Below are 21,896 nucleotides of genomic sequence, written 5' to 3'. Positions count from 1 at the left end.
CGGTCCTGCACCCGTCATAGGCTCGCCGAACCCGCACCCGGCATCGACGCCGGAGAGGACTCGAGGAGGAGTTCATGACACAGCACATCCGCATCCGCACCCGTCTGGCCGCAGTGGCCGTTCTCGGCGTCGCGGCCATGTCCCTGGCAGCGTGCACCGGTTCGTCACCAGGAGGCAGCGCGAACGGCGATGGTGGCGCGGCCGCGATCGACAGCGCCGCGGTGATCGCCCCCGCCGATCCCGGCGGCGGGTGGGACCAGACCGCGCGGGCGTTCGCGCAGACGCTGAGCGATGAGTCGCTCGTGTCGTCCGCGCCGGTCACGAACATCGGTGGCGCCGGCGGAACCGTCGGACTCGCGTCGCTCGCGACCGAGACCGACCCCAACACCCTCATGATCACCGGCAGCGTCATGGTCGGAGCCGTGGAGACGAACGCTTCGGACGTGCGCATCGAAGAGATGACGCCGATCGCGAAGCTGACCGAGGAGCCGCTCGTCGTCGTGGTGCCGAAGGACAGCCCGTACGACACCATCGAGGACTTCGTCGACGCCTGGGCGGAGGAGGGCGCCGCGATGGCGATCACCGGCGGATCCGCCGGCGGCATCGACCACATCCTCGCCGCCCAGCTGCTGATCGGTGCCGGAGTGGAGGCCGCAGACGTTCCGGACACGCTCAACTACATCGCCAACTCCGGTGGCGGCGAGGCGCTCACACTACTGCTCGGCGGCCAGGTGCAGGCCGGGATCTCCGGAGTCGGCGAGTTCGCGCAGCAGGTGGAGGCCGGCGAGCTCAAGGCGCTGGCCGTTTCGTCCGATGAGCCGGCCGAACTGCTCCCCGACGCCCCGACACTGACCGATGAGGGCATCGACCTCGTCGTCACGAACTGGCGCGGACTCATCGCTCCCGGCGGCATTTCCGACGATGAGAAGACGGCGCTCGAGGAACTCGTCACGGCGGCGCACGACAGCGAGTCGTGGACGAGCATCCTCGAGACGAACGGATGGACCGATGCGTTCCTGATCGGCGACGAGTTCTCCAGCTTCCTGGAGGGCGACATCGCGACGACGCAGGAGACGCTGAAGACGATCGGACTCATCGAATGACGGATCCCGTCATTCCAGGGGCGTCGGCTGCGGCCGGCGCCCCGCGCTCGCGCAGGTTCGGTGAGCTCGCCTTCATCGGGGTGATCCTGGTGTTCTCCGTCGTCGCGCTGGTGATGACCGGGTTCATCCGCGAGCCGATGGGATCGTCGAACGTGCTCGGCGCGCGTGTGGTTCCCTACGCCGTGACCGGTCTGATGCTGCTGTCATCCCTTGCGGCGTTCATCGCGGTCCTGCGCGGCGATGTCGGTGCGCCGGATGAGGGCGAAGACGTCGACACAGAGGCGCGCACGTCGTGGAAGACCGTCGTGCTGCTCGCTCTGGCGTTCGCCTCGCTCATGATCGTCATCCCGATCGCGGGATGGCCGGTGGCGGTGGTGGTGCTGTTCACCGGCGCTTCGCTCGCGCTGGGAGCTGGGAGCTGGTGGCGCACCTTGATCATCGGCGTCGGCCTCGGGGTTGTGACGCAGCTGTTGTTCGGTACGCTGCTGGGGCTCTCCCTGCCGCCGTTCGGCACGATCCTCCCGGGGGTGTTCGGTGGATAGTCTGCAACTGCTCATGGACGGCTTCGCGACCGCGCTGCAGCCGCAGTACCTGCTGTTCGCGTTCGTCGGAGTGCTGCTCGGCACCGCTGTCGGCGTGCTCCCCGGCATCGGGCCGGCGATGACGGTGGCTCTGCTGCTGCCACTGACGTACACGCTCGACGTCACCAGTGCGATCATCATGTTCGCCGGCATCTACTACGGCGGCATGTACGGCGGATCCACGACCTCGATCCTGCTGAACACTCCGGGGGAGTCGGCGTCGATCGTCACGGCCCTGGAGGGCAACAAGATGGCGCGCATGGGACGTGCCACCGCCGCGCTCGCGACTGCGGCGATCGGCTCGTTCATCGCCGGCACCATCGCGACGGGACTGCTCACGCTGTTCGCGCCGTTCATCGCCGACTTCGCGGTCACCCTTGGGCCCGGCGACTACTTCGCGCTGATGATCGTCGCCTTCCTCACCGTCGGCGCTCTGCTGGGTGCGAGTCCGATCCGCGGCATCGTGTCGCTGGCGATCGGCCTGTTCCTGGGGCTCGTCGGCACCGACACCCTCACCGGCCAGGCGCGCTTCACCTTCAGCATCCCGAACCTCGGCGACGGCATCGACGTCGTGATCGTGGCCGTCGGGCTGTTCGCGGTCGGTGAGGCGCTCTACGTCGGCTCCCGCCTGCGCAGTGGCGCGCTGCCGATCATCCCGGTGTCCGGAAGCTGGCGTTCGTGGATGAAGAAGAGCGACTGGAAGCGGTCCTGGAAGCCGTGGCTGCGCGGCACGGCGATCGGGTTCCCGATCGGGTCGATCCCGGCCGGCGGTGCGGATGTGGCGACGTTCCTGTCGTACGCGACCGAGAAGCGCCTCACGAAGGAGCCCTATCGCAAGCAGTTCGGCAAGGGCGCGATCGAGGGCGTCGCTGGTCCTGAGGCGGCGAACAACGCGGCAGCGGCCGGCGTGCTCGTGCCGCTGCTGACCCTGGGCCTGCCGACCACGGCGACCGCCGCCATCATCATCTCGGCATTCCAGACGTATGGCATCCGTCCGGGGCCGCTGCTGTTCGACAGCCAGCCGGCGCTCGTGTGGGCGCTGATCGCGAGCCTCTACATCGGCAACGTCGTGCTCATCATCCTCAACCTGCCGCTGGTGGGCATGTGGGCGAAGGTGCTACAGATCCCGCGTCCGTACCTGTACGCGGGGATCCTGGTCTTCGCCGGGCTCGGCGCATACGCGGCGAACTTCACGGTGTTCGACATCGGCGTGCTGCTGCTGCTCGGGATCATCGGCTTCTTCATGCGCAGGCACGGCTACCCGGTGTCGCCCATGGTCGTCGGCGCCATCCTCGGTCCGATGGCGGAGGAGCAGCTGCGCAAGGCCATGGCGATCAGCCAGGGCGACCCGCTGTACCTCGTGCAGAGCCCCGTGTCGATCGTGATCTACTCGGCCATGGTGGTGATCATCGTACTCGGCGTCTGGCTCAAGCGCCGTCAGGCACGATTCGAGGCCGCGCTGGCGGATGTCGACACCGCGACGATCCGCACGGTCGACGAGGAGATCGCCGACCAGCTGCGCGAGCGATAGGGTCGGTTCACACGGAGCGGCGCACCGTCAGCAGGAAGAAGCTGTCTTCCCGCGCGAGGACGCTGTGCCGCTCCGGTGGGATGGGCATGATGTCCCCGGCGCTGAGCTCCCAGGACCGGCCCTGACCGGTCAGCCGCAGGTGGCCGCTGAGCACCTGCAGCGTCGCCTCCGGCGGACTGTCGTGCTCGGGGAGCTCGGCTTCGTCGAGCAGCGCCATGGCGGTCTGTCGCAGCACCGCGTCACGACCTCCGTAGAGCGTCTCGGCTGCCCGGCGGGAGCTCGATTCGCGGGCCTTGTCGAGGAGCCTCTCCTCGAGCTCCGTGAGATTCGTGTGCGTCAGGGGTGATCCGGTCACGATCTGCTCCTTTCGGCGAGCGACGTCCCTGCCATCCTCGCATCGAAGGTGCTGAATGCAAGAGGGCGGCAGCCGGAGTGAACCGGCTGCCGCCCTCTCCCGGGCGTCATCAGATGATCTGACGACCTTCCTTCTTGGCCTCTCGGGCGTCCTTTGCGAACGCCCGGATGATCACGACGAGGGTGCCGATGACGATCACTGGCCAGATGAGTACATAGACGGTCAGCATGAGCGGGTCCATCACTGCTCCTTTCCGGTGGACGTTGTGGCGGAGCGGTCGACGTCGGCGCCGTGCACGACGCTCTCCGCCTCGCCGATGATCTCGGTCTCAGCGGTGTCGAAGTCGCCCGTGCGGTGCCGGATGACGGAGAAGTCGAACCGCTTGTCCTTGTTCAGCATCGTGATGCCGGCGCACACGATCGTGCTGACCGCGTAGGCGACCAGCGATCCGGACAGCACCGGATACGTGTGCAGGAACCCGATCGCGAACGGAGCGGATGCCACGCTCGCCACGGCGCCGACGATCACAGCGACGCGAAGACCGAAGAAGCCGAACGACATCAGCCCGAGCACGACGCCGATGCCGATCACCGACAGCACGTCGCTGGCGATCCCGAGACCGCCGGAGAGGTCCACCCACTCGAAGCGCACCGGCAGGAACGCTGCGAGGGCGGCAACGACCGCGACGCTGAAGGCGACATTGGTGACGCGGTTCCAGTAGAAGCTCGCGATCACCGGGAACACCAGCGCGCCCCACATCGCACCGACGAACACCAGCAGGTCGAGGATGTTGAACTGCATCGACGCGAAGCACAGCGCGGCGGCGGTCGCCCCGACCATCGTCAGGCGTCCCACCAGCAGCATCGTCTTCGGGTTGGCATTCTTCTTGCCTGCGATGTTCTGGCCGTAGATGTCGGCCATCATGATCGACGACAGCGCCGTCATGTCGGCATCCGCCGTCGACGAGAGCGAACCGATGATCATGACGAAGAACACGCAGATCAGGATCGGGCTGAGGTAGGTCGCCGCCATCTGCGGGATGAGGTTGTTGACGTCGCCGCCCATCGGCTCGATCCCGGCGTACAGGGCGATGACGCCCAGCATCCCGACCCCGATGATGGTGGCGCCGTACCCGACGGTCGCGGTGACGAACGTCTTCTTGATCAGGTCCTCGCGCACCGCGAAGAGGCGCTGTGCGATGGTCTGGTTGCCGATCGCGTACGCGAGCACGGCTGCGATGTACGGCGCGCCCTGGTTGAAGAACGCGTCAGAGGAGAAGAAGTCGCCCTGCTGCGGGGTCGGGTTCTTTGCTCCCTCGACGAAGAGGTCGGGGCCACCGGCCGCGAAGAAGATCACCGGGATGATGATCGCCACCGCGCCCAGCATCGCGAGGACCTGCGCGAAGTCGGTCAGCACCGAGGCGCGGAATCCCGACCAGAGGGTGTACGCGAGCACGCCGACCGCGATCGCGACGATGCCCTGCGTGAACGTGAACGGCGACAGCATCGCGACCAGCGCGCCACCCGCGATGAGGTTCGAGGTCAGGCTGATGAGGCTGCCGAGCACGTTGGATCCGGCGAGCATGAGCTGGCTCGAGCGTCCGTGCCGGGCGAACATGACCTCGGCGATCGTGTGGGCCTTCGGCGCGACCTTTCGGATGCGGCGCCCGAAGGGGTAGATGAGCAGGATCATCAGCGCGCCCCAGAGTCCGTAGTGGATGGGGCCGGAGATGCCGTAGGTGTAGCCGGACGTGGCCGAGGCGTACATGGAGGAGGCCCAGATCCAGGTGGCGGTCATGGATGCGGCGGAGATGCCGAATCCGATCTTGCCGCCGCCGGTCATGTAGCCGTCGGCGTTCTCCTTCTTGCGGGAGATGCGGATCGACATGTACAGGCTGCCGCCGAAGAACAGCAGCATGAGCAGGACCACGATCGGTCCTGAGAGTGTTTGGAGGTCGCCCACCGGATGTTTCTCACTTTCTCGTCTGGATGCGGCGTGAGCCGCCTGGGGAAGGAGAAAGCGTTCGCTAAGTGGGGGAGAAGGAGGTGGACGGGCAGGTGGACATCGAGGGATCTGAAGCTGTCAGCATGGCGAACGAACCTGGACCACTGAGGCGCATGGCAGCGCACAGACGAGAGGCCCGGGGTGCGGCTCCTTTCCGGTCGTCCGCGTTCCGGGCGCACCGAACGTCGGTGCATCCTCAGCGGGATTCGAGTGATTGCGGTGAGCGCGCAGTCAGGCGCGCTTCGCGTGCGAGCGCGCAGTGCGCTCCCTGCTCATGCGGGCACGAGCATCCTTTCCACCATAGCAATCTCTCAGGGAAGTCCCGACCGGGCCCGATTTCAGCGGAAGAGGACGAGGACGTAGACGGCGAAAACCGCCAGGTGCGTCGCGCCGTGCATCGCCGTCACGCGCTTCGCCGCGAAGGTCGTCAGTGAGAGCAGCAGCGTCACGCCGAGCAGCATCAGGTCGGCCGGTGCCTCGGCGAGGATCACGGTCTGATCCGTGAGCATCCCGATGACGAGCACGGCCGGGATGGTCAGCCCGACCGTGGAGACCAGCGCCCCGTGGCAGAGGTTCACGACACGCTGGATCTCACCGCCGAGCGCGGCGCGGATCGCGGTGATCGATTCGGGAAGGAACACGATCGCGGCGATCAGGACGCCGGCGAGGGCCGTGGGCGCGCCGAGGCGGCCGAGGCCGTCGTCGAGGAGCGCTGCCATGTCGTGCGAGAGCAGGACGATGGGGATGACGGTCACGACGAGCACGGCGAGCCGCACGATGACTTCGGTGCGGTGCACGCGAAGGGTGTCGCGGATGCTGTGTTCTCCGGCGTCCGCCGAGCTCGACGTGCGTCGCACCACGCGTTCGTCCACCTCAGTGAAGTCGGCGGCCTGCGCGCCCATCTGGCGGAACAGGAAGAACCCGTACAGCAGCACGGTGAGGATGACCACGGGGATCGACTGCGCCGACGTGTAGGCGCCGTCCTGCCCGATGAGCGCGGGCAGGGCGAAGGCGAGCGCTGTGAGGACCACGAGCATCGCGAGATACGCGGACGTGCCGGTGCGGTTGTGCGCCATGCCGCGGTGACGGATGCCGCCGAGCAGCAGCGCGAGGCCGATCACGAGGTTCAGGATGATCATCGACACCGCCATGACGGAGTCGCGGGCGATCGTGGCGTGCTCACCGGGTCCGAGCATCACCGCCGAGATGAGGATCACCTCGATCAGCACGATCGACAAGGTCAGCACGAGCGAGCCGTACGGGTCTCCCAGGCGGTGCGCGAGCGCCTCGGCCTGCTTGACCACGCCGAACGCGCAGATGAGGATCACGGCGACGATGATCGTGAGCGCGATGACCAGCAGCGGCGCGGGGACGGGAGCTGTGAGCAGGGGATGGGCGAGCAACAGGGCGCCGAACGCGCCCCAGCCGAGTGCGATCCGTGCGATATCGGATGCCGAGATCAGCCGTTTCAGGCTGCCAATGGGGGACATGGCCGGAACTCCTTGCGGGGCCGTCCCCGTGTGAGGTGTTCGGGAGGGTCGTCCCTCACGATCAGAGAATGTCGGCCGCCGACTCGCGGTCGCCAGCCTTGATGATACGGGATTTGCTGTCTTCGCGAGATGAGCGAGCAGCCGACGCCTGCGGTAGAATATGACGCCAGGAACATATTTGGAGGTGATGTCATGGTCGCTGCATCCACACTCGTGCGTGCTGCGCGCAAGAGCCTCGGCCTTACGCAGAGTGCGCTCGCCGACCGGACCGATGTCGACCAGGCGAGCGTCTCCCGATTCGAGCGCGGGCGTGACGCTGAGTTCAGTACGGTCGCCCGGCTTCTCGGCGGTGCTGGACATCGGTTGTACTCGGCGCCTACCCGACGCGACGACGCGGCCACGATCGGCGGCGAGATCCGCGGTTACCTACGTGTCGGCGACAAGCACAGCGCCCTTCGTGCGTTCATCCAGCTCAGCGACAACCTCGTTGCAGAGCATGGACTCGTCCGCGGGGTGCTGGGCCTTGCCGAACCAGAATCGACCGGTGATCTCGCATGGGATGCTGCCCTCGCAGCGCTCGTTGATCTGCGGCTCAGTGAGGACGGGCTGCCGACTCCGAGCTGGGTGGATGATCCGAAACGAATTCTCCGCGAGCCGCGCACGCTCGACATCGATCCCGCAGACCCCATCCCTGCGCTTTCCGATGTGCCTGCTCCGTTCGCGAAGCGCGGCGTTCTGCTCTGGGGTGACACGCTTGCGAGTGTGTGAACCATGACATTGTTTGACCGAAGCGATCTGTTGACGGGGCTACGCGACCTCATCGCCGAACTGCAGGGTGCCGGAGAGAGCGTAGGCATACGTCTCGTCGGCGGCGCAGCCCTGGCGATCCGATACTTCGAGCGCCGGGCGACGAATGACCTCGATTCCCTTCACGTCCAGCCGGGAAGCAATGACGCCGTGCTTGCTGCGGCATCTCGTGTCGGTGTCCGGCGTGGGTGGGATGAAGGATGGTTCAACTTCGCTGTAGAGAATGCGGATTCTGTTCCGACCTTCGGGCGTCGCACCGTCGAGTGGGAGACCATCTACGACCGAGACGGTGTCGTCATCCAGGTGGCGTCGAAAGAGGCGCTGCTCGCGATGAAGCTTCGCGCCAACCGGCCGGGCCGTGACGTAGATGACATCCGCCAGCTGCTTGCGCTCTGCGACATTACGACGCTCGCCGAGGCGGAGGAGCTCTACGAGGACTTCTACCCGGGTGACGGGCTTGAGGATCGGGCTGTCGGCATCGTCGAGCGCATCCTTGCCGGTGGCCTGCCGACGGAGGTTCCGTCGCCGGGCCGTATCGATCTCTGACGCGGTGACGAAGGCTTGTGATGCCGAGAATGGTGGACCTGAGGGGACTCGAACCCCTGACCCCCTGCATGCCATGCAGGTGCGCTACCAGCTGCGCCACAGGCCCATCTCGTTTCCCCGGGTGAGCGGGGCAACTTGAAAAGAATACAACACGCGCAGCGGTTGGTGCCAATCGGCGCGACGCCGGGCGGGTCTTCGGGAACACATCCGCAGATGTATGCGTTGTGATGGATATGGAGATCCTCGAGAGCATCGTCATCGGCGCAGGCCAGGCGGGCCTCTCGACCTCTTTCCACCTCAAGCGCCTGGGAATCGATCACCTCGTCCTGGACGCGAACGAGAACCCCGGTGGCGCCTGGCAGCACCGGTGGGATGCCCTGACGATGAATGACGTGCACGGCGTCGCCGAGTTGCCCGGCGCGGTGGCCCCCGCCCGCGATGACCAGCGCGCCAACGCCGTGGTGCCGGCATCCTTCGCCGAGTACGAGCGCGCAGGAAGTCTCCCGGTGGTGCGCCCTGTGCACGTCGATCGCGTCACCGATGAGGACGGCATCCTCGTGGTGCACGCGGGGGAGCGCGAGTGGCGCACTCGCACGCTCGTGAACGCGACCGGCACATGGAGCCAGCCGTTCCTGCCGCGCTACCCGGGCATGGAGACGTTCCTCGGCGAGCAGCTGCACACCGTCGACTACCCGGGCCCGGAGCACTTCCGTGGCAAGCGGGTACTGGTCGTCGGAGGCGGTGCGTCCGCCGTGCAGTTCCTCGGCGCACTCGCCCCGATCACCGACACGCTATGGGCCACGCGCCGCGAGCCGGTCTGGCGCGACGACGACTTCACTCCTGAAGCCGGCGCGGCAGCCGTCGCCCTCGTCGAGCGGCGCGTCGCGCAGGGGCTTCCGCCGCAGAGCGTCGTCGGCGTCACCGGGCTCATGCTGCGTCCGCAGGAGCGCGAGGCCGAGCGTCTGGGCGCATACTCCGACCGTCGGCCGATGTTCCAGCGCATCGAACCGGACGGCGTGCGGTGGGCCGACGGCTCCTTCGAGCGCGTCGACGTGATCCTCTGGGCCACCGGGTTCCGCCCCGCCATCGGATACCTCGGCCCGCTTCACCTGCGCAGTGAGGCTGGCGGCATCCAACTCGACCGAAACGGCCGCGGCACGACGGCCGTGAAGGATCCGCGCATCCAGCTGGTCGGCTACGGTCCGTCGGCCAGCACGATCGGTGCGAACCGCGCGGGACGCACGGCCGCGGTGGGAGTGCAGCGAGCGCTGTCCTCGCTCGTCACCAGCGGTTGAGCACGTCCTCGGCCCAGCCCTCGATGCCGTCGACTCCGACACGGCTTCCCGTATCGTCGAGCACCCAACCGCTCCACGTCCCGAACAGCTGATCCGTGCGCGTCGAGATCACGAGGACGTTCGTGCGCGAGTGCTTGTTGTGGAAGGGCGTGAACGTCAGATCCGCGCTCTCGCCGTGGATGTGCCAGGGCCGCAGCCAATCGGAGGAGTCGTAGTCCCAGACCAGCTCCTCGCTGATCTTGGACAGGTGTCCGTCGACGACGAGGGCGTTCTCGGTGGCTCCCGAGCCATCGGTCCATTTCGAACCGAGCTGCAGGCCGATCACCCGGCCGTCGACGGTCCCGCTTCCGGCCGCCCAGTTCCACCACACCTGATACGGCCAGCGGCCACGGCCGTGATCGAGCACCGCCCAGCTTCCCTCCGGCACGTCGAAAGTCGTACCGTCGATCGTCAGAGTTCCATACGCGGGCCGCGCGACGTCTTTCACGGTGTACTGGAAATGGCGGATGCGTCCGTTCCGCCGCCACGGCACCACAACGCCCAGCGCCTCGTGTCCGGCCGGCCGTCCGGCCGTGATGTCGAACGTCACCCGCGGCGCGCTGCCACGGAGCGTCGTCGCATCCTCGATCTCGTCGATGTCGAGTGTGACCTTCGAGGTCTGCGCGCGTGCGGGGCCATCGCCGAGCGAGGCAGGGAGTGTCGCGCTTCGACCGCCAGGCGACAGCACGGTGGTCTCGATCTCCTCGCCGGTCGCCCGATCCAGGACCCACACGGAATGGAGGGACAGATAGTCGATGCACGACACAGTCAGCGCGATGACGTGCGTCGGGGTCATGACGCCCCAGTACTCCCAGCGCTTGTTGCGGCCCCAGTGCCGCCTGGAGGGGATGCCGGAGGTATCGTGCAGCGGAGTGCGCGTCCAGCCGAGTGCAGCCGGGTTCAGTCCGCCACGGGCGTCGGTGAGCGGGACGCGCTCGGTGATCTCACGCTCGGTCATGGTGCTCCAGATTCTAAGGGCACCGGCCCTATCGACCGCGACGGCGGTTAGCCTGGAGGCATGTCCCGTGTCATCGTCTTCGGCGGCCACGGCCGCATCGCGCTCCTGCTCGCCCCGATCCTCGTCGCCCGCGGTGACGAGGTCACATCCGTGATCCGCAATCCCGATCACGTCTCCGACGTCGAACAGACCGGCGCCACCGCACGCGTCGCCGACATCGAGCAGTCGGACACTGCGGCTATCGCCGACCTCATCCGCGGTCACGACGCCGTCGTGTGGTCGGCGGGAGCGGGCGGAGGAGACCGGGAGCGCACCTATGCCGTCGACCGGGATGCCGCGATCCGCTCGATGGACGCCGCATCCGCCGCAGGCGTCAAGCGGTATGTCATGGTGTCGTGGCTCGGGTCCACCGCCGATCACGGCGTGCCGGAGGACGACTCGTTCTTCCCATACGCGGACGCCAAGTGGGCTGCCGACGAGCATCTGCGCGGCACCGATCTCGACGGCACGATCCTTGGCCCCGGAACCCTCACCCTCGACGACCCCACCGGGCGCATCGACCTCGAAGCTCCTGATCGTGGACGCGTCGCACGCGCCGACGTCGCGGCGGTGATCGCCGGCGCGATCGCCGAGCCGCTGACGATCGGCCGGACGATCCGGTTCGGGAACGGCACGCCGGAGTCGTCGGAGCCGATCGCCGCCGCACTGAAGCGCTGACACCATGCGCCGAGTCTCGATGCTCGGCACTGCGGCGCTCCTCACCGCCGCAGTGTTGGGTGCGGGAGCTCCGGTCGAGACCGCGACCGCCACCGCACGGACCGAGACCGTGGAATCCGCCGGCCCGCACGGTCCGGCCGCCGAGGCAGAGCGCCGCGTGGCGGAGATGACCACGACCGAGCAGGCCGCGAGCATCGTGATGGGGCACATCCCGACGACCGATGCCGCGACGCTCGCCGGCTACATGCAGGACACCGGCATCGGCGGGTTCATCCTCATGGGCGCGAACGTCCCCGGCAGCGAGGACGCACTTCGCACGGTGACGGCCGCGCTCGACACCGATCAGGACGTGCCACCGCTGATCGCGATCGACCAGGAGGGCGGCGACGTCTCACGCCTGCCGTGGGACGAGTTCCCCGGCTCCCGCACCCTGAAGGACAGCCCTGCCGCCGAGACCGGTGCGGCCTTCGCGGCACGCGCGGCTCTCGTCACCCGCGCCGGCGCGAACGTGAACTTCGGCGTCGTCGCCGACACGACAGCTGACGCGTCGTCGTTCATCCACGCGCGTTCCCTCGGGGCCGCCCCGTCGGATGCAGCGGATCGTGTCGCCGCCGCTGTCGCCGCGGAGGAGCCGTTCGTCGCCTCGACCCTCAAGCACTTCCCCGGCCACGGCGCCGCACCCGGTGACTCGCACGAACTGATCCCGAGCACCCGCGAATCGCTGGACGAGTGGCGCAGCAGCGACGCGCTTCCGTTCGTCGCCGGGATCGAAGCCGGGGCGTCCGTGCTGATGTTCGGTCATCTCGCGTACACCGCGGTCGACGACGTCCCCGCCTCGCTGTCGCCGCGATGGCACGACATCGCCAGGGACGATCTCGGCTTCGACGGCGTGATCGTCACGGACGATCTGGGCATGCTGATCTCCACCGGGATTCCGGAGTACGCCGATCCGGTAGCGAACGCCGTGGCGGCCGTCACCGCGGGCAGCGATCTCGTGCTGATGATCGCCCACTCCACACCGGATACGGCGGCTCAGCTCGTCGTAGGGATCGAGGCGGCCGTCGATGACGGCACCCTGCCCGCCGAGCGTCTTCAGGAAGCCGCGGAACGCGTCATGACGCTGCGGCTCGAGCGCGCGGCATCCGGCGCCGTCTGGGCGCCCTGCGCCGGTTGTGAACCGGTGTCCTGACCCGTGTGAAGCCACGCGTCCAGCATCCGTCCGCGCAGCGCGTTGCCGCGCTCGGCGAACCCCCGCTGACGGCGCACGTACTCGGCCTTGCCCTCGGGGGTCTCGATCGGCACGGGCACGACGTCCCAGTCCGACAGGTCGTAGGGCGCCGCCTCCATATCGAGCAGGCGGATGTCGCGGGCGAGTTCGAACGTGTCCAGCAGCAGTTCGCCCGGGATCAGCGGACCGAGCTTCATGGCCCACTTGTACAGGTCCATGCCGGCATGCAGGCAGCCGGGCTGCTCCAGCGCGGGCTGATCGTCACGCGTCAGGTTCGTGCGGTTGCGGGGCACGGCGGGGGGCGTGAAGAACCGGAAGGCGTCGAAGTGGGTGCAGCGCAGATCGTGCGCCTCGACCACCGCATCGGTGCCGGCTTGGCCCAGCCTCAGCGGTGCGGGATGCCGGTGCTCCTCCTCGCGGTAGACCATCGCCCATTCGTGCAGGCCGAAGCAGCCGAACTGCCCCGGTCGCGCGGCGGTGCGGCGCAGCATCCGTTCGATGAGATCCGCGAGGGGCGCCTTCTCGCGCGCGAAAGCTGCGGCATCCGGAACCACGGAATCCGGCGACGAACCGGCCGTGTACCAGCGCCAGCCCGCCCGCTCCGGCGCGCCCTGGAGCTCGATGCCGGCACCGGGATGCCAGCGCCTCAGCTGAGAGGGCGAGTAGGAGTAGTAGGTGAACAGGAAGTCCCAGACGGGGTGCTTCTCACCGCGAGATGCGCGTTCGCGATGTGCGGACGTCAGTGCGTCGGCGCGGGCCTGGTGCGCATGCTCACTCGCAAGCCACGCAGTCCGGTCCAGGGAGAACACGATCGGCTCACTCAGTGCAGGATGCCGACGTCTGTGAGCTTCTCGCGGAGCCCGGCGCCATCGGAGGCGGCGACCCACGGCGCGGCGTGGGGGTGTTCGTCGGTGGCCGCGCGACCACCGGCGAGCATCGCCTCGGTCGTGGAGAGCTGACGGATTGCGACACCGGCCACCGAGTCGGGATGCTCGATCATGAACTCGGAGTAGATCGCCTCGTCGTGCTGCCCGTCGTCGCCGATCAGGAGCCACTTGACGTGCGGGAACTCCTCGGCGAGACGGCGCAGGTTGCGCAGCTTGTGCTCCCGGCCACTGCGGAACCAGCGGTCGTGGGTAGGCCCCCAGTCGGTGAGCAGCATCGATCCATACGGGAACAGGTGCCGGTGCATGAACCTGCTGAGAGTCGGGGCGACGTTCCATGCGCCGGTCGACAGATAGATCATCGGAGCGCCGGGATGCTGACGCTTCAGCTGATCGAGGAGCACCGCCATCCCGGGGACGGGGATGCGGGCGTGCTCGTCCACGACGAAGGAGTTCCACGCCGCGATGAACGGGCGAGGAAGCGCGGTGACCATCACGGTGTCGTCGACATCGGACAGGATGCCGAAGTCCACGTCGTCGCCGACGATGAACGCGGTGCCCTCGACGGGCTCCTGCCCTTCGACCGACATCGTGAACGTCTGCCAGCCGGCCTCGAGGTCGACGTCGAGCACGGCGTCGATCACGCCACCTCGGTCCGCGATGACCTCGTGCGTGTGCCCGGCGATCGTGATGCGCGCCTTCGCGAAACCGACCGGGATGCCGACGAAGCTGCGCCAGCCGCGCACCGACGCGTATTCGCCGTCGGCGTTCGGACGTCGCGGGGGAACGATGAGGACCCGCCCCAGCACACGCACCCAGCCGGTACCGCCGTAACCCGCGAACGGCAGGATGCTCGCGGTGCGTCCACGACGTCGCGCCCGGCTCTCCCGCCAGACGTGCAGACGGTGCTCGAGGCGTGCGAACCAGTGGATTCTTGGTTTCTTGGCGGTGTCTTCGGACATCGCCATCAGTCTTTCACGTCGTGGCCGGTGTTCTCGTCGGCATCCGAGACGTGCATGTGCCGCGACTCCCACCGGGTCAGCAGCTTCTTGCCCAGGAACACCAGCAGCAGGAACAGGACGATCACGCCGACGAACACATAGCCGGCGAAGTGCACGCGATCGACGAGCTCGCGGAACCCTCCCGCGGCGAGCGAGGTGACGCTCACGTACGCGCCGGCCCAGATCAGGCAGGCAGGGGCCGTCCACGCGAGGAAGCGGCGGTACGAGTAGGTGCTCATCCCGACCGTGAGCGGGACGAGCGAGTGCAGTACCGGAAGGAACCGCGACAGGAAGATCGCCAGGCCACCTCTCCGTGCCAGATAGCGCTCGGCTCGGTCCCAGTGATGGGGACCGATCCTGCGGCCGATCCAGGAGCCTCTGATGCGCGGGCCGAGCCAACGCCCCAGCCAGAAGCCGATGCTCTCGCCGATGAGTGACCCGATTACGACGGCGATGACCATCGCGACGACCTCGACCGGGCCGTCCACGCCGATGGAGGCGATGATGACGATGGTGTCGCCCGGGACGATGAGGCCGATGAGGATGCTCGTCTCGAGCATCACTGCCAGCCCCGCGATGAGGGTGCGGGCGACCGGGTCGACAGCCTGCACGGCATCCAGGAGCCACAGCAGGAAGTCGTCCACGCAACGAGAATACGCACCTTACGCTGTGATCGTGCCCAGTGATCCGCTGCTCGACGTGCGTCGTATCGATGCGAGCGTCGACCTGCCGCGGCTCTTCCGCGCGCTCGCCGCCGTGCATCCGGACCTGTTCTGGCTGGATGCCGGTGCGAGCGCCGTCGACGGCTGGAGCATCATCGGCATCGGCGAGCCGGATGCTGCGGGCCCGGGTGACGTGCGACTCGACGTGGCTGCGGGGACGGGTGGGCTGCCACCCTTCCGCGGGGGCTGGGTCGGCTGGCTGGACTACGAGAGCGGTGCACGGCGGGCCGGGGCTCCCGCTCCGGAGCCCGAAGGCGGACCGGCCTGGCTGCGTGTGACGGCCGCGGTGGCCGTCGATCATTCCACGGGTGAGGTGTGGGAGGTGGGGGAGAGGCTTCGACTCGCTGCGCTCGCTCACCCCGTTTCGTCTTCGGAGGCTTCGCCTCCTTCGCAGGGCGACCCGCAGCAGGAGTGCACAGCATCCGCCCGCCACACCCCGGACGAATACGCCGCCCTTATCGAGCGCTGTCGCGACGCGATCCGCGCCGGCGACGCGTATCAGCTGTGTCTCACGACGCGGTTCACTGTCCCCGGCGAGCACGACGCCGTCGAGGCGTACCTGCGACTGCGGACTGCGACTCCCGCACATCACGGCGGATTCGTCCGCATCGGCGCTCGCGCCCTCCTCAGCGCGAGTCCGGAGACGTTCCTGCACGCGGCGGGCGGACGCATCCGCACCCGTCCGATCAAGGGCACCCGTCCTCGAGGAGCGGACGCGGCATCCGATGCGGCGCTCGCCGCCGAACTGAAGGCGAGTCCGAAGGAACGCGCCGAGAACGTCATGATCGTCGACCTGATGCGCAACGACCTCTCACGGGTGTGCGAGCCGGGATCGATCCGCGTGGAGGGACTCTGGGAGGTGGAGTCGTACCCGGCCGTGCACCAGCTGGTGAGCACCGTCAGCGGCCGTGGCGCCGCAGGCCTCACCGTGCAAGGACTGTGGGATGCCGCGTTCCCCGCCGGCAGCATGACCGGCGCTCCGAAGCTGTCGGCCATGACGCTCCTGCATGAGCTCGAGTCCGGCGCCCCGCGCGGGGTGTACAGCGGCTGCTTCGGGTATGTGGGTGCGGACGGCGCCGTGGATCTGGCGATGGTGATCCGCAGCATCCTCATCGACGGCGATCGGGCGGTAGTCGGCGCCGGGGGAGGCATCACCTGGGGGTCGGAGTCGGACGCGGAAGTCGCCGAGGTGGCGACCAAGGCCGGTGCCCCGCTGGCGGCTCTGGGAGCAGAGCTTCCGGCGGCCTGGCGCCGCGGGTGATCCGATATCCTGAAAGTTCCTGACTTCCTGAGATTGGCCGTTCGTTGTCTGAATTCTCCACCGCCTCCGCCGAGTCCGTCGACGAGTCCACGTCGGCGCACGCCATCCAAGCCAAGTGGCAGAAGTACTGGGCCGACAACGACACGTTCCTCGCGGGCGGCGCGGAAGACAACCGTCCCCGCAAGTTCGTGCTGGCGATGTTCCCGTATCCCTCGGGCGACCTGCACATGGGCCACGCGGAGAACTACCTGTATTCCGACATCGTCGCGCGCTTCTGGCGGCACCGCGGGCACAACGTCCTGAACCCGATCGGGTGGGACTCCTTCGGCCTTCCCGCCGAGAACGCGGCGATCCGCCGCGGCGCCGACCCGCGCGAGTGGACGTACCAGAACATCGACCAGCAGAAGGTCGGCTTCAAGGCGTACGGCGTCTCGTTCGACTGGACGCGCGAGCTGCACACCTCCGACCCCGAGTACTACCACTGGAACCAGTGGCTGTTCCTGCAGCTGCACGAGCGCGGTTTGGCCTACCGCAAGAAGAGCCCGGTGAACTGGTGCCCGAACGACCAGACCGTGCTCGCGAACGAACAGGTCGTCGACGGCCGGTGCGAGCGCTGCGGCGCCGAGGTGATCAAGAAGAAGCTGACCCAGTGGTACTTCAAGATCACCGACTACGCCGACCGGCTGCTGGACGACCTGAACCAGCTGGAGGGCCGCTGGCCGCACAAGGTGCTGCAGATGCAGCGCAACTGGATCGGCCGTTCGATCGGCGCTGACGTCGACTTCCGCATCGAGGACCGCGACGAGCCGGTCACGGTGTTCACGACCCGGCCCGACACCCTGCACGGTGCGACGTTCTTCGTCGTGGCTCCCGACTCCGACCTGGCCGCGGAGCTCGCGGCGGATGCTCCGGAAGAGGTGCGCACGGCCTTCCAGGAGTACCTCGGGAAGGTGCAGAAGACGACCGACATCGACCGTCAGTCGACAGACCGCCCCAAGACCGGCGTGTTCCTGGAGCGGTTCGCGGTGAACCCGGTCAACGGTGAGAAGCTGCCGATCTGGGCTGCCGACTACGTGCTGGCCGACTACGGTCACGGTGCCGTCATGGCTGTGCCCGCGCACGACCAGCGCGACCTCGACTTCGCCCGTGCGTTCGACCTGCCGGTCAAGGTCGTCGTCGACACCACCGCCCCGGTCACCGGAGCCATGCCCGTCATCGACGTCGATGAGGACGGTGTTCCGATCGAGCCCGCCGAGGGCCTCGACGACCAGCATCCTTCTGTCACTGGCGTCGCGCTCGCCGGCGAGGGGCGGATGATCAACTCCGGCGACCTCAACGGACTGTCCAAGCGCAACGCCGTCGCGCGTGCGATCGACCAGCTGACTGCCGCTGGCACCGGTCGCGCGGCGAAGAACTACCGGCTGCGCGACTGGCTGATCTCGCGCCAGCGGTTCTGGGGCACCCCGATCCCGATGCTGCACCACGAGGACGGAGAGGTCACTCCGGTTCCTGTCGAGCAGCTGCCGGTGCGACTGCCGAGTGTGGAGGGCCTCGACCTCTCGCCGAAGGGCTCGTCCCCGCTGGGCGCCGCCGAGTCGTGGGTGCGTACTGTCGACCCCGCCTCCGGCGAACCGGTGCTGCGCGACCCCGACACCATGGACACCTTCGTGGACAGCTCCTGGTACTTCCTGCGCTTCCTGTCACCGAACAGCGACCAGTTCGCCTTCGACCCGGCGGAAGCCTCGCGTTGGGCACCGGTCGACTCGTACATCGGTGGTGTCGAGCACGCGATCCTGCATCTGCTCTACGCGCGCTTCATCACCAAGGTCCTGTTCGACATGGGGCTGATCGACTTCACCGAGCCGTTCTCCAGCCTGATCAACCAGGGCATGGTGATCCTCAACGGCGCCAAGATGTCCAAGAGCAAGGGCAACCTGGTGCTCTTCCAGGAGGAGCTCGACAAGCACGGCGCCGACGCGCTGCGCGTCGGACTCGCTTTCGCAGGGCCCGTGGAAGACGACAAGGACTGGGCGGATGTCTCCACGACCGGCGCCCAGAAGTTCCTGGCGCGTGCGCTGCGTCTGAGCCACGAGGTGTCGAGCCCCGTGGACGTGCTGTTCAAGGACGGCAACGCGGCGCTGCGCCACGGTACGCACAAGCTGCTGGCGGATGCGCCGGCGCTGGTCGAGCAGACGAAGTTCAACGTGCTGGTGGCACGCCTGATGGAGCTGGTCAACCTCACCCGCAAGACAGTCGACTCGGGCGCCGGTGCCGGCGACCCTGCCGTCCGCGAAGCCGTCGAGACGGTCGCCGTGATGCTCGACCTCATCGCTCCGCACACCGCGGAGGAGATGTGGGAGGCGCTCGGGCACGAGCCGTCGGTGGGCCTGGTCACGTGGCGTCAGGCTGATCCTGCGTTGCTCGTCGAAGACACCATCACGGCCGTCGCCCAGGTGAACGGCAAGGTGCGCGCGCAGCTCGAGGTTCCCGCGAAGATCACGGCGGACGAGCTGGAGGCGCTGGCACGGGGTGACGAGCGCGTCATCCGCGCGATCGGCGACAAGGAGATCGTCAAGGTGATCGTCCGCGCGCCGAAGCTGGTGAACTTCGCCGTCAAGGGCTGACCGAGCCGCACGTGATTGCCGGGATCTCGTTCGCGGGTCGTTGAGCGAGCGCAGCGAGACGAAACGGGTTGAGCGAGCCGCAGGCGAGTCGAAGCCAGTCCTCAGCCCGACCGACCCTGCACACCCGACCGCATCAACGGATTCTCCACTGATGCGGTGGTCCCGGCATCCTGCGCTCGGCGCCCGGGCCTAGCGTGGCGGGGTGCCAGCGAGTGAATCCGCATCTGCTCCGGCGGTGCGTTCGCGTCTGCGACTGAGCATCGGCGCGGCCGTCGTGCTCGGGCTCGTCGTGCTGTCGGCAGCGGTAGGTCTCGGCATCATGCGCGGGCAGGCGGATCCGACGCAGACGGTGCAGATCGATGCACCCGAAGACGACGTCTCGGTCGGCGGCGAGCTGTACGTCCACGTGCTGGGGCAGGTGGATGAGCCGGGTCTGTACGTGCTGGAGCCTGACGCCCGCGTGGTGGACGCGCTGGCCGCGGCGGGAGGCACCCTCGACGATGCCGATCTGCAGGCGGTGAACCTGGCCCGGCTGCTGAGCGACGGCGAGCAGCTGGTCGTGCCGGCGGTAGGAGCCGCGCCGGACGGCGGCGCGACCGCTCCCGTCGGCGACGGCCTGATCGACCTCAACAACGCAGATCAGGCTGCGCTGGAGACGCTGCCGCGGATCGGCCCGGCGCTCGCGCAGCGGATCATCGACTGGCGCGAGGCCAACGGACGGTTCGGCTCGGTGGATGACCTGCTCGCGGTATCGGGCATCGGCGAGAAACTCCTCGCGGGGCTCCGCGACCTGGTGCGGGTATGACCGGCGGCACGCGGGTGCGTGACCTGCGGCTTGTGCCGCTGGCCGGGCTCGTGTGGGCCATGTCGCTGGTGTGCGTCTACATCCCGGAGGCCGCATGGTGGGGCGTCGCCGTCGCAGGCATCGTTGGAGTCGGGATGCTGTGGCGAATGTCGCGGCGCGGTGAAGAGCCCCGCCCGCGCGGCGGTCTGGTCGTGCTCCTCGCCCTTGCCGCCGCGGCGACTGCGCTGACCGCGGCTCTCGCCGCCCCCGCGCGCGATGCCGCTGCCTCGCTGGACGGGCGGGTGGTCGAGGTCGTCGTAGAGATCTCATCCTCATCGGCGAAGGGTAGCGACGGCAGAGTCTGGTTCGACGTGCAGTCGATGCGCGCAGGGACGCTGGGATCGCCGGAGCCGCTCGTCGCGCCGATGCGCGTGGGCGTGGATCCTGCTGCAGGGCTGGACCTCGGTGCCGTCATCCGCGTGACCGGGGATGCGATGGCGACCGACGCGGGGGAGCGCGCCGCGATCGTCGTCTTCGGGATGCGGGTCGAGATCGTGGAGCCCGCGCAGGGCGTGTTCGGCATCGCCGCTCAGGTGCGGGAGGACTTCGTCACTCGGGCGACCCGGCTGCCCGAACCCGGCGCAGGCCTGCTGCCCGGCCTCGCCGTGGGCGACACCAGAGCCGTGTCCGAGGAGCTCAACGCCGCGATGCTCACTAGCGGTCTCAGTCATCTCACGGCGGTCAGCGGCGCGAACTGCGCGATCGTCGTCGGCGCCGTCTTCTGGTTCGTCGGGATCTGCGGCGGCGGCCGACGCCTGCGTATCGTGGCGGCGCTCACCGCCCTGGCCGCCTTCGTAGTGCTCGTGACACCGGAACCCAGCGTGATCCGCGCCTCGGTCATGGCGGGGCTCGCCATGCTGACTCTGCTGTGCGGGCGGCCGAGTGCCGGCCTCGGCGTGCTCTGCCTCGCCGTGACCGGCATCCTGATCTCCGACCCGTGGCTCGCGGCGACGCCAGGGTTCGCGCTCTCCGCCGCGGCGACCGCGGCCCTCATCGTGCTGGCTCCGCCGCTCTCGCGCGGCATGTCGCGATGGATGCCACGGCCTCTCGCCTTTGCGATCGGCATCCCCATCGCCGCACAGCTGGCCTGCGGGCCGATCATTGCCCTGTTCGCCGAGCAGCAGTCGCTGATCGGCGTCCCCGCGAACATGCTCGCCGACCCGGCGGCGCCCATCGCCACGGTCGTTGGCTTGCTCGCCTGTCTCGCCGCACCCATCCCACCGCTGGCGGATCTGCTCGCGGCATCCGCCTGGCTGCCGGCAGCATGGATCGCGACGACCGCGACCGTCTCCTCATCGGTGCCCGGCGGCACCGCTCTCGTGGTGCCGGGGATCGGCGCCGCGCTCCTGGTCGCCGTGCTGAGCGGCGCGATCGGGATCCTGCTCGCCGGCGCGACGCCGTTCCGGGGGCGAGCGGCGCAGTGGTCGCGGATCGCGTCGGTCGCGACGCTCGTCGTGGCGGGAGGTCTGCTCGGCGGGCGGATGCTGCTGGCCGGACCGCTCGTCGGCACGACGGTGCCGGAGGACTGGGCGATCGCGGCGTGTGACGTGGGGCAGGGCGACGCGCTCATCGTCCGATCGGAGGAGCGGATCGCGCTCATCGACACCGGCATGGAGCCCGAGCCGCTAACGACGTGTCTGAGTGCCCTGGGGATCGACCGGATCGACCTGCTGGTGCTCACGCACTTCGATGCCGATCACGTCGGCGCCGCGGGCTCGGTCGCAGGGCGGGTGAGCACGGTGCTGCACGGTCCTGTCGAATCGGATGACGAGCGGCGACTGCTCGCCATGCTTCGCGAGGGTGGTGCGCCGACGGTGGAGGCATCCGCCGGCCTGCACGGCACGCTCGGCGGCGCACAATGGCGGGTGCTGTGGCCGCGGAAGAACTCTGCCGCCTTTCCCGCCGG

At 68.4% G+C, this 21,896-nt stretch carries 20 protein-coding genes and 1 tRNA gene; 12 read left to right on the top strand and 9 right to left on the bottom strand.

Features of this window, described 5'->3' with window-relative positions; translation table 11 throughout:
- The first annotated feature begins 74 nt into the window (after positions 1-74).
- The 3 genes from MAE01_RS09710 to MAE01_RS09700 are packed head-to-tail and all read left to right on the top strand — an operon-like array spanning position 75 to position 3,215.
- On the top strand, positions 75-1,103 hold the full coding sequence (locus MAE01_RS09710) for a Bug family tripartite tricarboxylate transporter substrate binding protein (protein ID WP_147039353.1): 1,029 nt from the start codon (positions 75-77) through the stop codon (positions 1,101-1,103).
- The gene (locus tag MAE01_RS09705; protein WP_186806196.1) at positions 1,100-1,645 is read left to right on the top strand and encodes a tripartite tricarboxylate transporter TctB family protein; all 546 of its coding nucleotides are present in this window, start codon (positions 1,100-1,102) and stop codon (positions 1,643-1,645) included. The genes MAE01_RS09710 and MAE01_RS09705 overlap by 4 nt, the downstream gene beginning before the upstream one ends.
- Positions 1,638-3,215 (top strand): tripartite tricarboxylate transporter permease, encoded by a 1,578-nt coding sequence (locus MAE01_RS09700; protein ID WP_147039351.1) that lies wholly within the window; start codon positions 1,638-1,640, stop codon positions 3,213-3,215. Before MAE01_RS09705 ends, MAE01_RS09700 begins: the two co-directional genes overlap by 8 nt.
- Before the next feature lie 7 nt (positions 3,216-3,222).
- Here the strand turns inward: MAE01_RS09700 and MAE01_RS09695 are convergent, their stop codons facing one another.
- From MAE01_RS09695 to MAE01_RS09685, 4 genes are all read right to left on the bottom strand, one after another.
- On the bottom strand, positions 3,223-3,570 hold the full coding sequence (locus MAE01_RS09695) for a cupin domain-containing protein (RefSeq protein WP_267901854.1): 348 nt from the start codon (positions 3,568-3,570) through the stop codon (positions 3,223-3,225).
- Positions 3,571-3,679: 109 nt separating this feature from the next.
- Positions 3,680-3,811 carry a putative transporter small subunit gene (locus tag MAE01_RS16095; protein WP_222591669.1) on the bottom strand — a complete coding sequence of 44 codons (132 nt, stop codon included), beginning with the start codon at positions 3,809-3,811 and terminating at the stop codon, positions 3,680-3,682.
- On the bottom strand, positions 3,811-5,487 hold the full coding sequence (locus MAE01_RS09690; RefSeq protein WP_147039492.1) for a sodium:solute symporter family protein: 1,677 nt from the start codon (positions 5,485-5,487) through the stop codon (positions 3,811-3,813). The genes MAE01_RS16095 and MAE01_RS09690 overlap by 1 nt, the downstream gene beginning before the upstream one ends.
- 425 nt (positions 5,488-5,912) lie before the next feature.
- On the bottom strand, positions 5,913-7,064 hold the full coding sequence (locus MAE01_RS09685; RefSeq protein WP_147039350.1) for a calcium:cation antiporter: 1,152 nt from the start codon (positions 7,062-7,064) through the stop codon (positions 5,913-5,915).
- Between the two features lie 192 nt (positions 7,065-7,256).
- On the opposite strand from MAE01_RS09685, the gene MAE01_RS09680 reads away from it, so the two are divergent.
- Positions 7,257-7,832 carry a helix-turn-helix domain-containing protein gene (locus MAE01_RS09680; RefSeq protein WP_147039349.1) on the top strand — a complete coding sequence of 192 codons (576 nt, stop codon included), beginning with the start codon at positions 7,257-7,259 and terminating at the stop codon, positions 7,830-7,832.
- 3 nt (positions 7,833-7,835) lie between these two features.
- Positions 7,836-8,417, top strand: a complete 582-nt coding sequence (locus MAE01_RS09675; protein WP_147039348.1) for a nucleotidyl transferase AbiEii/AbiGii toxin family protein — start codon at positions 7,836-7,838, stop codon at positions 8,415-8,417.
- 30 nt (positions 8,418-8,447) lie between these two features.
- Here MAE01_RS09675 and MAE01_RS09670 read toward each other — a convergent pair.
- Positions 8,448-8,523: transfer RNA gene (locus MAE01_RS09670), tRNA-Ala, on the bottom strand.
- Between the two features lie 127 nt (positions 8,524-8,650).
- Between MAE01_RS09670 and MAE01_RS09665 the strand changes: the two genes are divergently transcribed.
- Positions 8,651-9,712: an NAD(P)-binding domain-containing protein gene (locus MAE01_RS09665; protein ID WP_147039491.1), complete on the top strand. Its 1,062-nt coding sequence runs from the start codon at positions 8,651-8,653 to the stop codon at positions 9,710-9,712.
- Here the strand turns inward: MAE01_RS09665 and MAE01_RS09660 are convergent.
- Positions 9,699-10,709: a DUF2804 domain-containing protein gene (locus MAE01_RS09660; protein WP_147039347.1), complete on the bottom strand. Its 1,011-nt coding sequence runs from the start codon at positions 10,707-10,709 to the stop codon at positions 9,699-9,701. The genes MAE01_RS09665 and MAE01_RS09660 overlap by 14 nt on opposite strands.
- 60 nt (positions 10,710-10,769) lie before the next feature.
- Here MAE01_RS09660 and MAE01_RS09655 point away from each other — a divergent pair, with 60 nt between their 5' ends.
- Together MAE01_RS09655 and MAE01_RS09650 are read left to right on the top strand one after the other, a co-directional pair.
- Entirely contained in the window at positions 10,770-11,426 is a 657-nt protein-coding gene (locus tag MAE01_RS09655) for an SDR family oxidoreductase (protein WP_147039346.1), read from the top strand.
- Between the two features lie 4 nt (positions 11,427-11,430).
- On the top strand, positions 11,431-12,615 hold the full coding sequence (locus tag MAE01_RS09650; protein WP_229718169.1) for a glycoside hydrolase family 3 N-terminal domain-containing protein: 1,185 nt from the start codon (positions 11,431-11,433) through the stop codon (positions 12,613-12,615).
- On the opposite strand, the gene MAE01_RS09645 is transcribed toward MAE01_RS09650, so the two are convergent.
- Genes MAE01_RS09645 through MAE01_RS09635 form a run of 3 tightly spaced genes read right to left on the bottom strand, consistent with a single transcriptional unit; the run spans position 12,519 to position 15,183 of the window.
- On the bottom strand, positions 12,519-13,463 hold the full coding sequence (locus MAE01_RS09645) for a 3-methyladenine DNA glycosylase (RefSeq protein WP_229718170.1): 945 nt from the start codon (positions 13,461-13,463) through the stop codon (positions 12,519-12,521). The genes MAE01_RS09650 and MAE01_RS09645 overlap by 97 nt on opposite strands.
- A gap of 11 nt (positions 13,464-13,474) precedes the next feature.
- Entirely contained in the window at positions 13,475-14,500 is a 1,026-nt protein-coding gene (locus tag MAE01_RS09640; RefSeq protein ID WP_147039345.1) for an App1 family protein phosphatidate phosphatase, read from the bottom strand.
- A 5-nt stretch (positions 14,501-14,505) separates the two neighbouring features.
- Positions 14,506-15,183, bottom strand: a complete 678-nt coding sequence (locus tag MAE01_RS09635; protein ID WP_147039344.1) for a DedA family protein — start codon at positions 15,181-15,183, stop codon at positions 14,506-14,508.
- Between the two features lie 31 nt (positions 15,184-15,214).
- Here MAE01_RS09635 and MAE01_RS09630 point away from each other — a divergent pair, with 31 nt between their 5' ends.
- The 4 genes from MAE01_RS09630 to MAE01_RS09615 all read left to right on the top strand — a co-directional run.
- A complete protein-coding gene (locus MAE01_RS09630; RefSeq protein WP_371861771.1) occupies positions 15,215-16,522 on the top strand; it encodes an anthranilate synthase component I family protein in 1,308 nt (435 codons plus the stop codon).
- 44 nt (positions 16,523-16,566) lie between these two features.
- A complete protein-coding gene (gene leuS / locus MAE01_RS09625; protein WP_147039342.1) occupies positions 16,567-19,146 on the top strand; it encodes a leucine--tRNA ligase in 2,580 nt (859 codons plus the stop codon).
- A 202-nt stretch (positions 19,147-19,348) separates the two neighbouring features.
- On the top strand, positions 19,349-19,951 hold the full coding sequence (locus MAE01_RS09620; protein ID WP_229718171.1) for a ComEA family DNA-binding protein: 603 nt from the start codon (positions 19,349-19,351) through the stop codon (positions 19,949-19,951).
- Positions 19,948-21,896, top strand: a 1,949-nt coding sequence (locus MAE01_RS09615; protein ID WP_147039341.1) for a ComEC/Rec2 family competence protein, incomplete at its 3' end; no start/stop codon positions are given. The genes MAE01_RS09620 and MAE01_RS09615, both read left to right, overlap by 4 nt.

The sequence above is a fragment of the Microbacterium aerolatum genome (genome assembly GCF_007988825.1).
Lineage (GTDB): Bacteria > Actinomycetota > Actinomycetes > Actinomycetales > Microbacteriaceae > Microbacterium > Microbacterium aerolatum.
The sequence above is the reverse complement of the archived record's forward strand: the minus strand, read 5'-3'. Positions and strand labels throughout refer to the sequence as shown.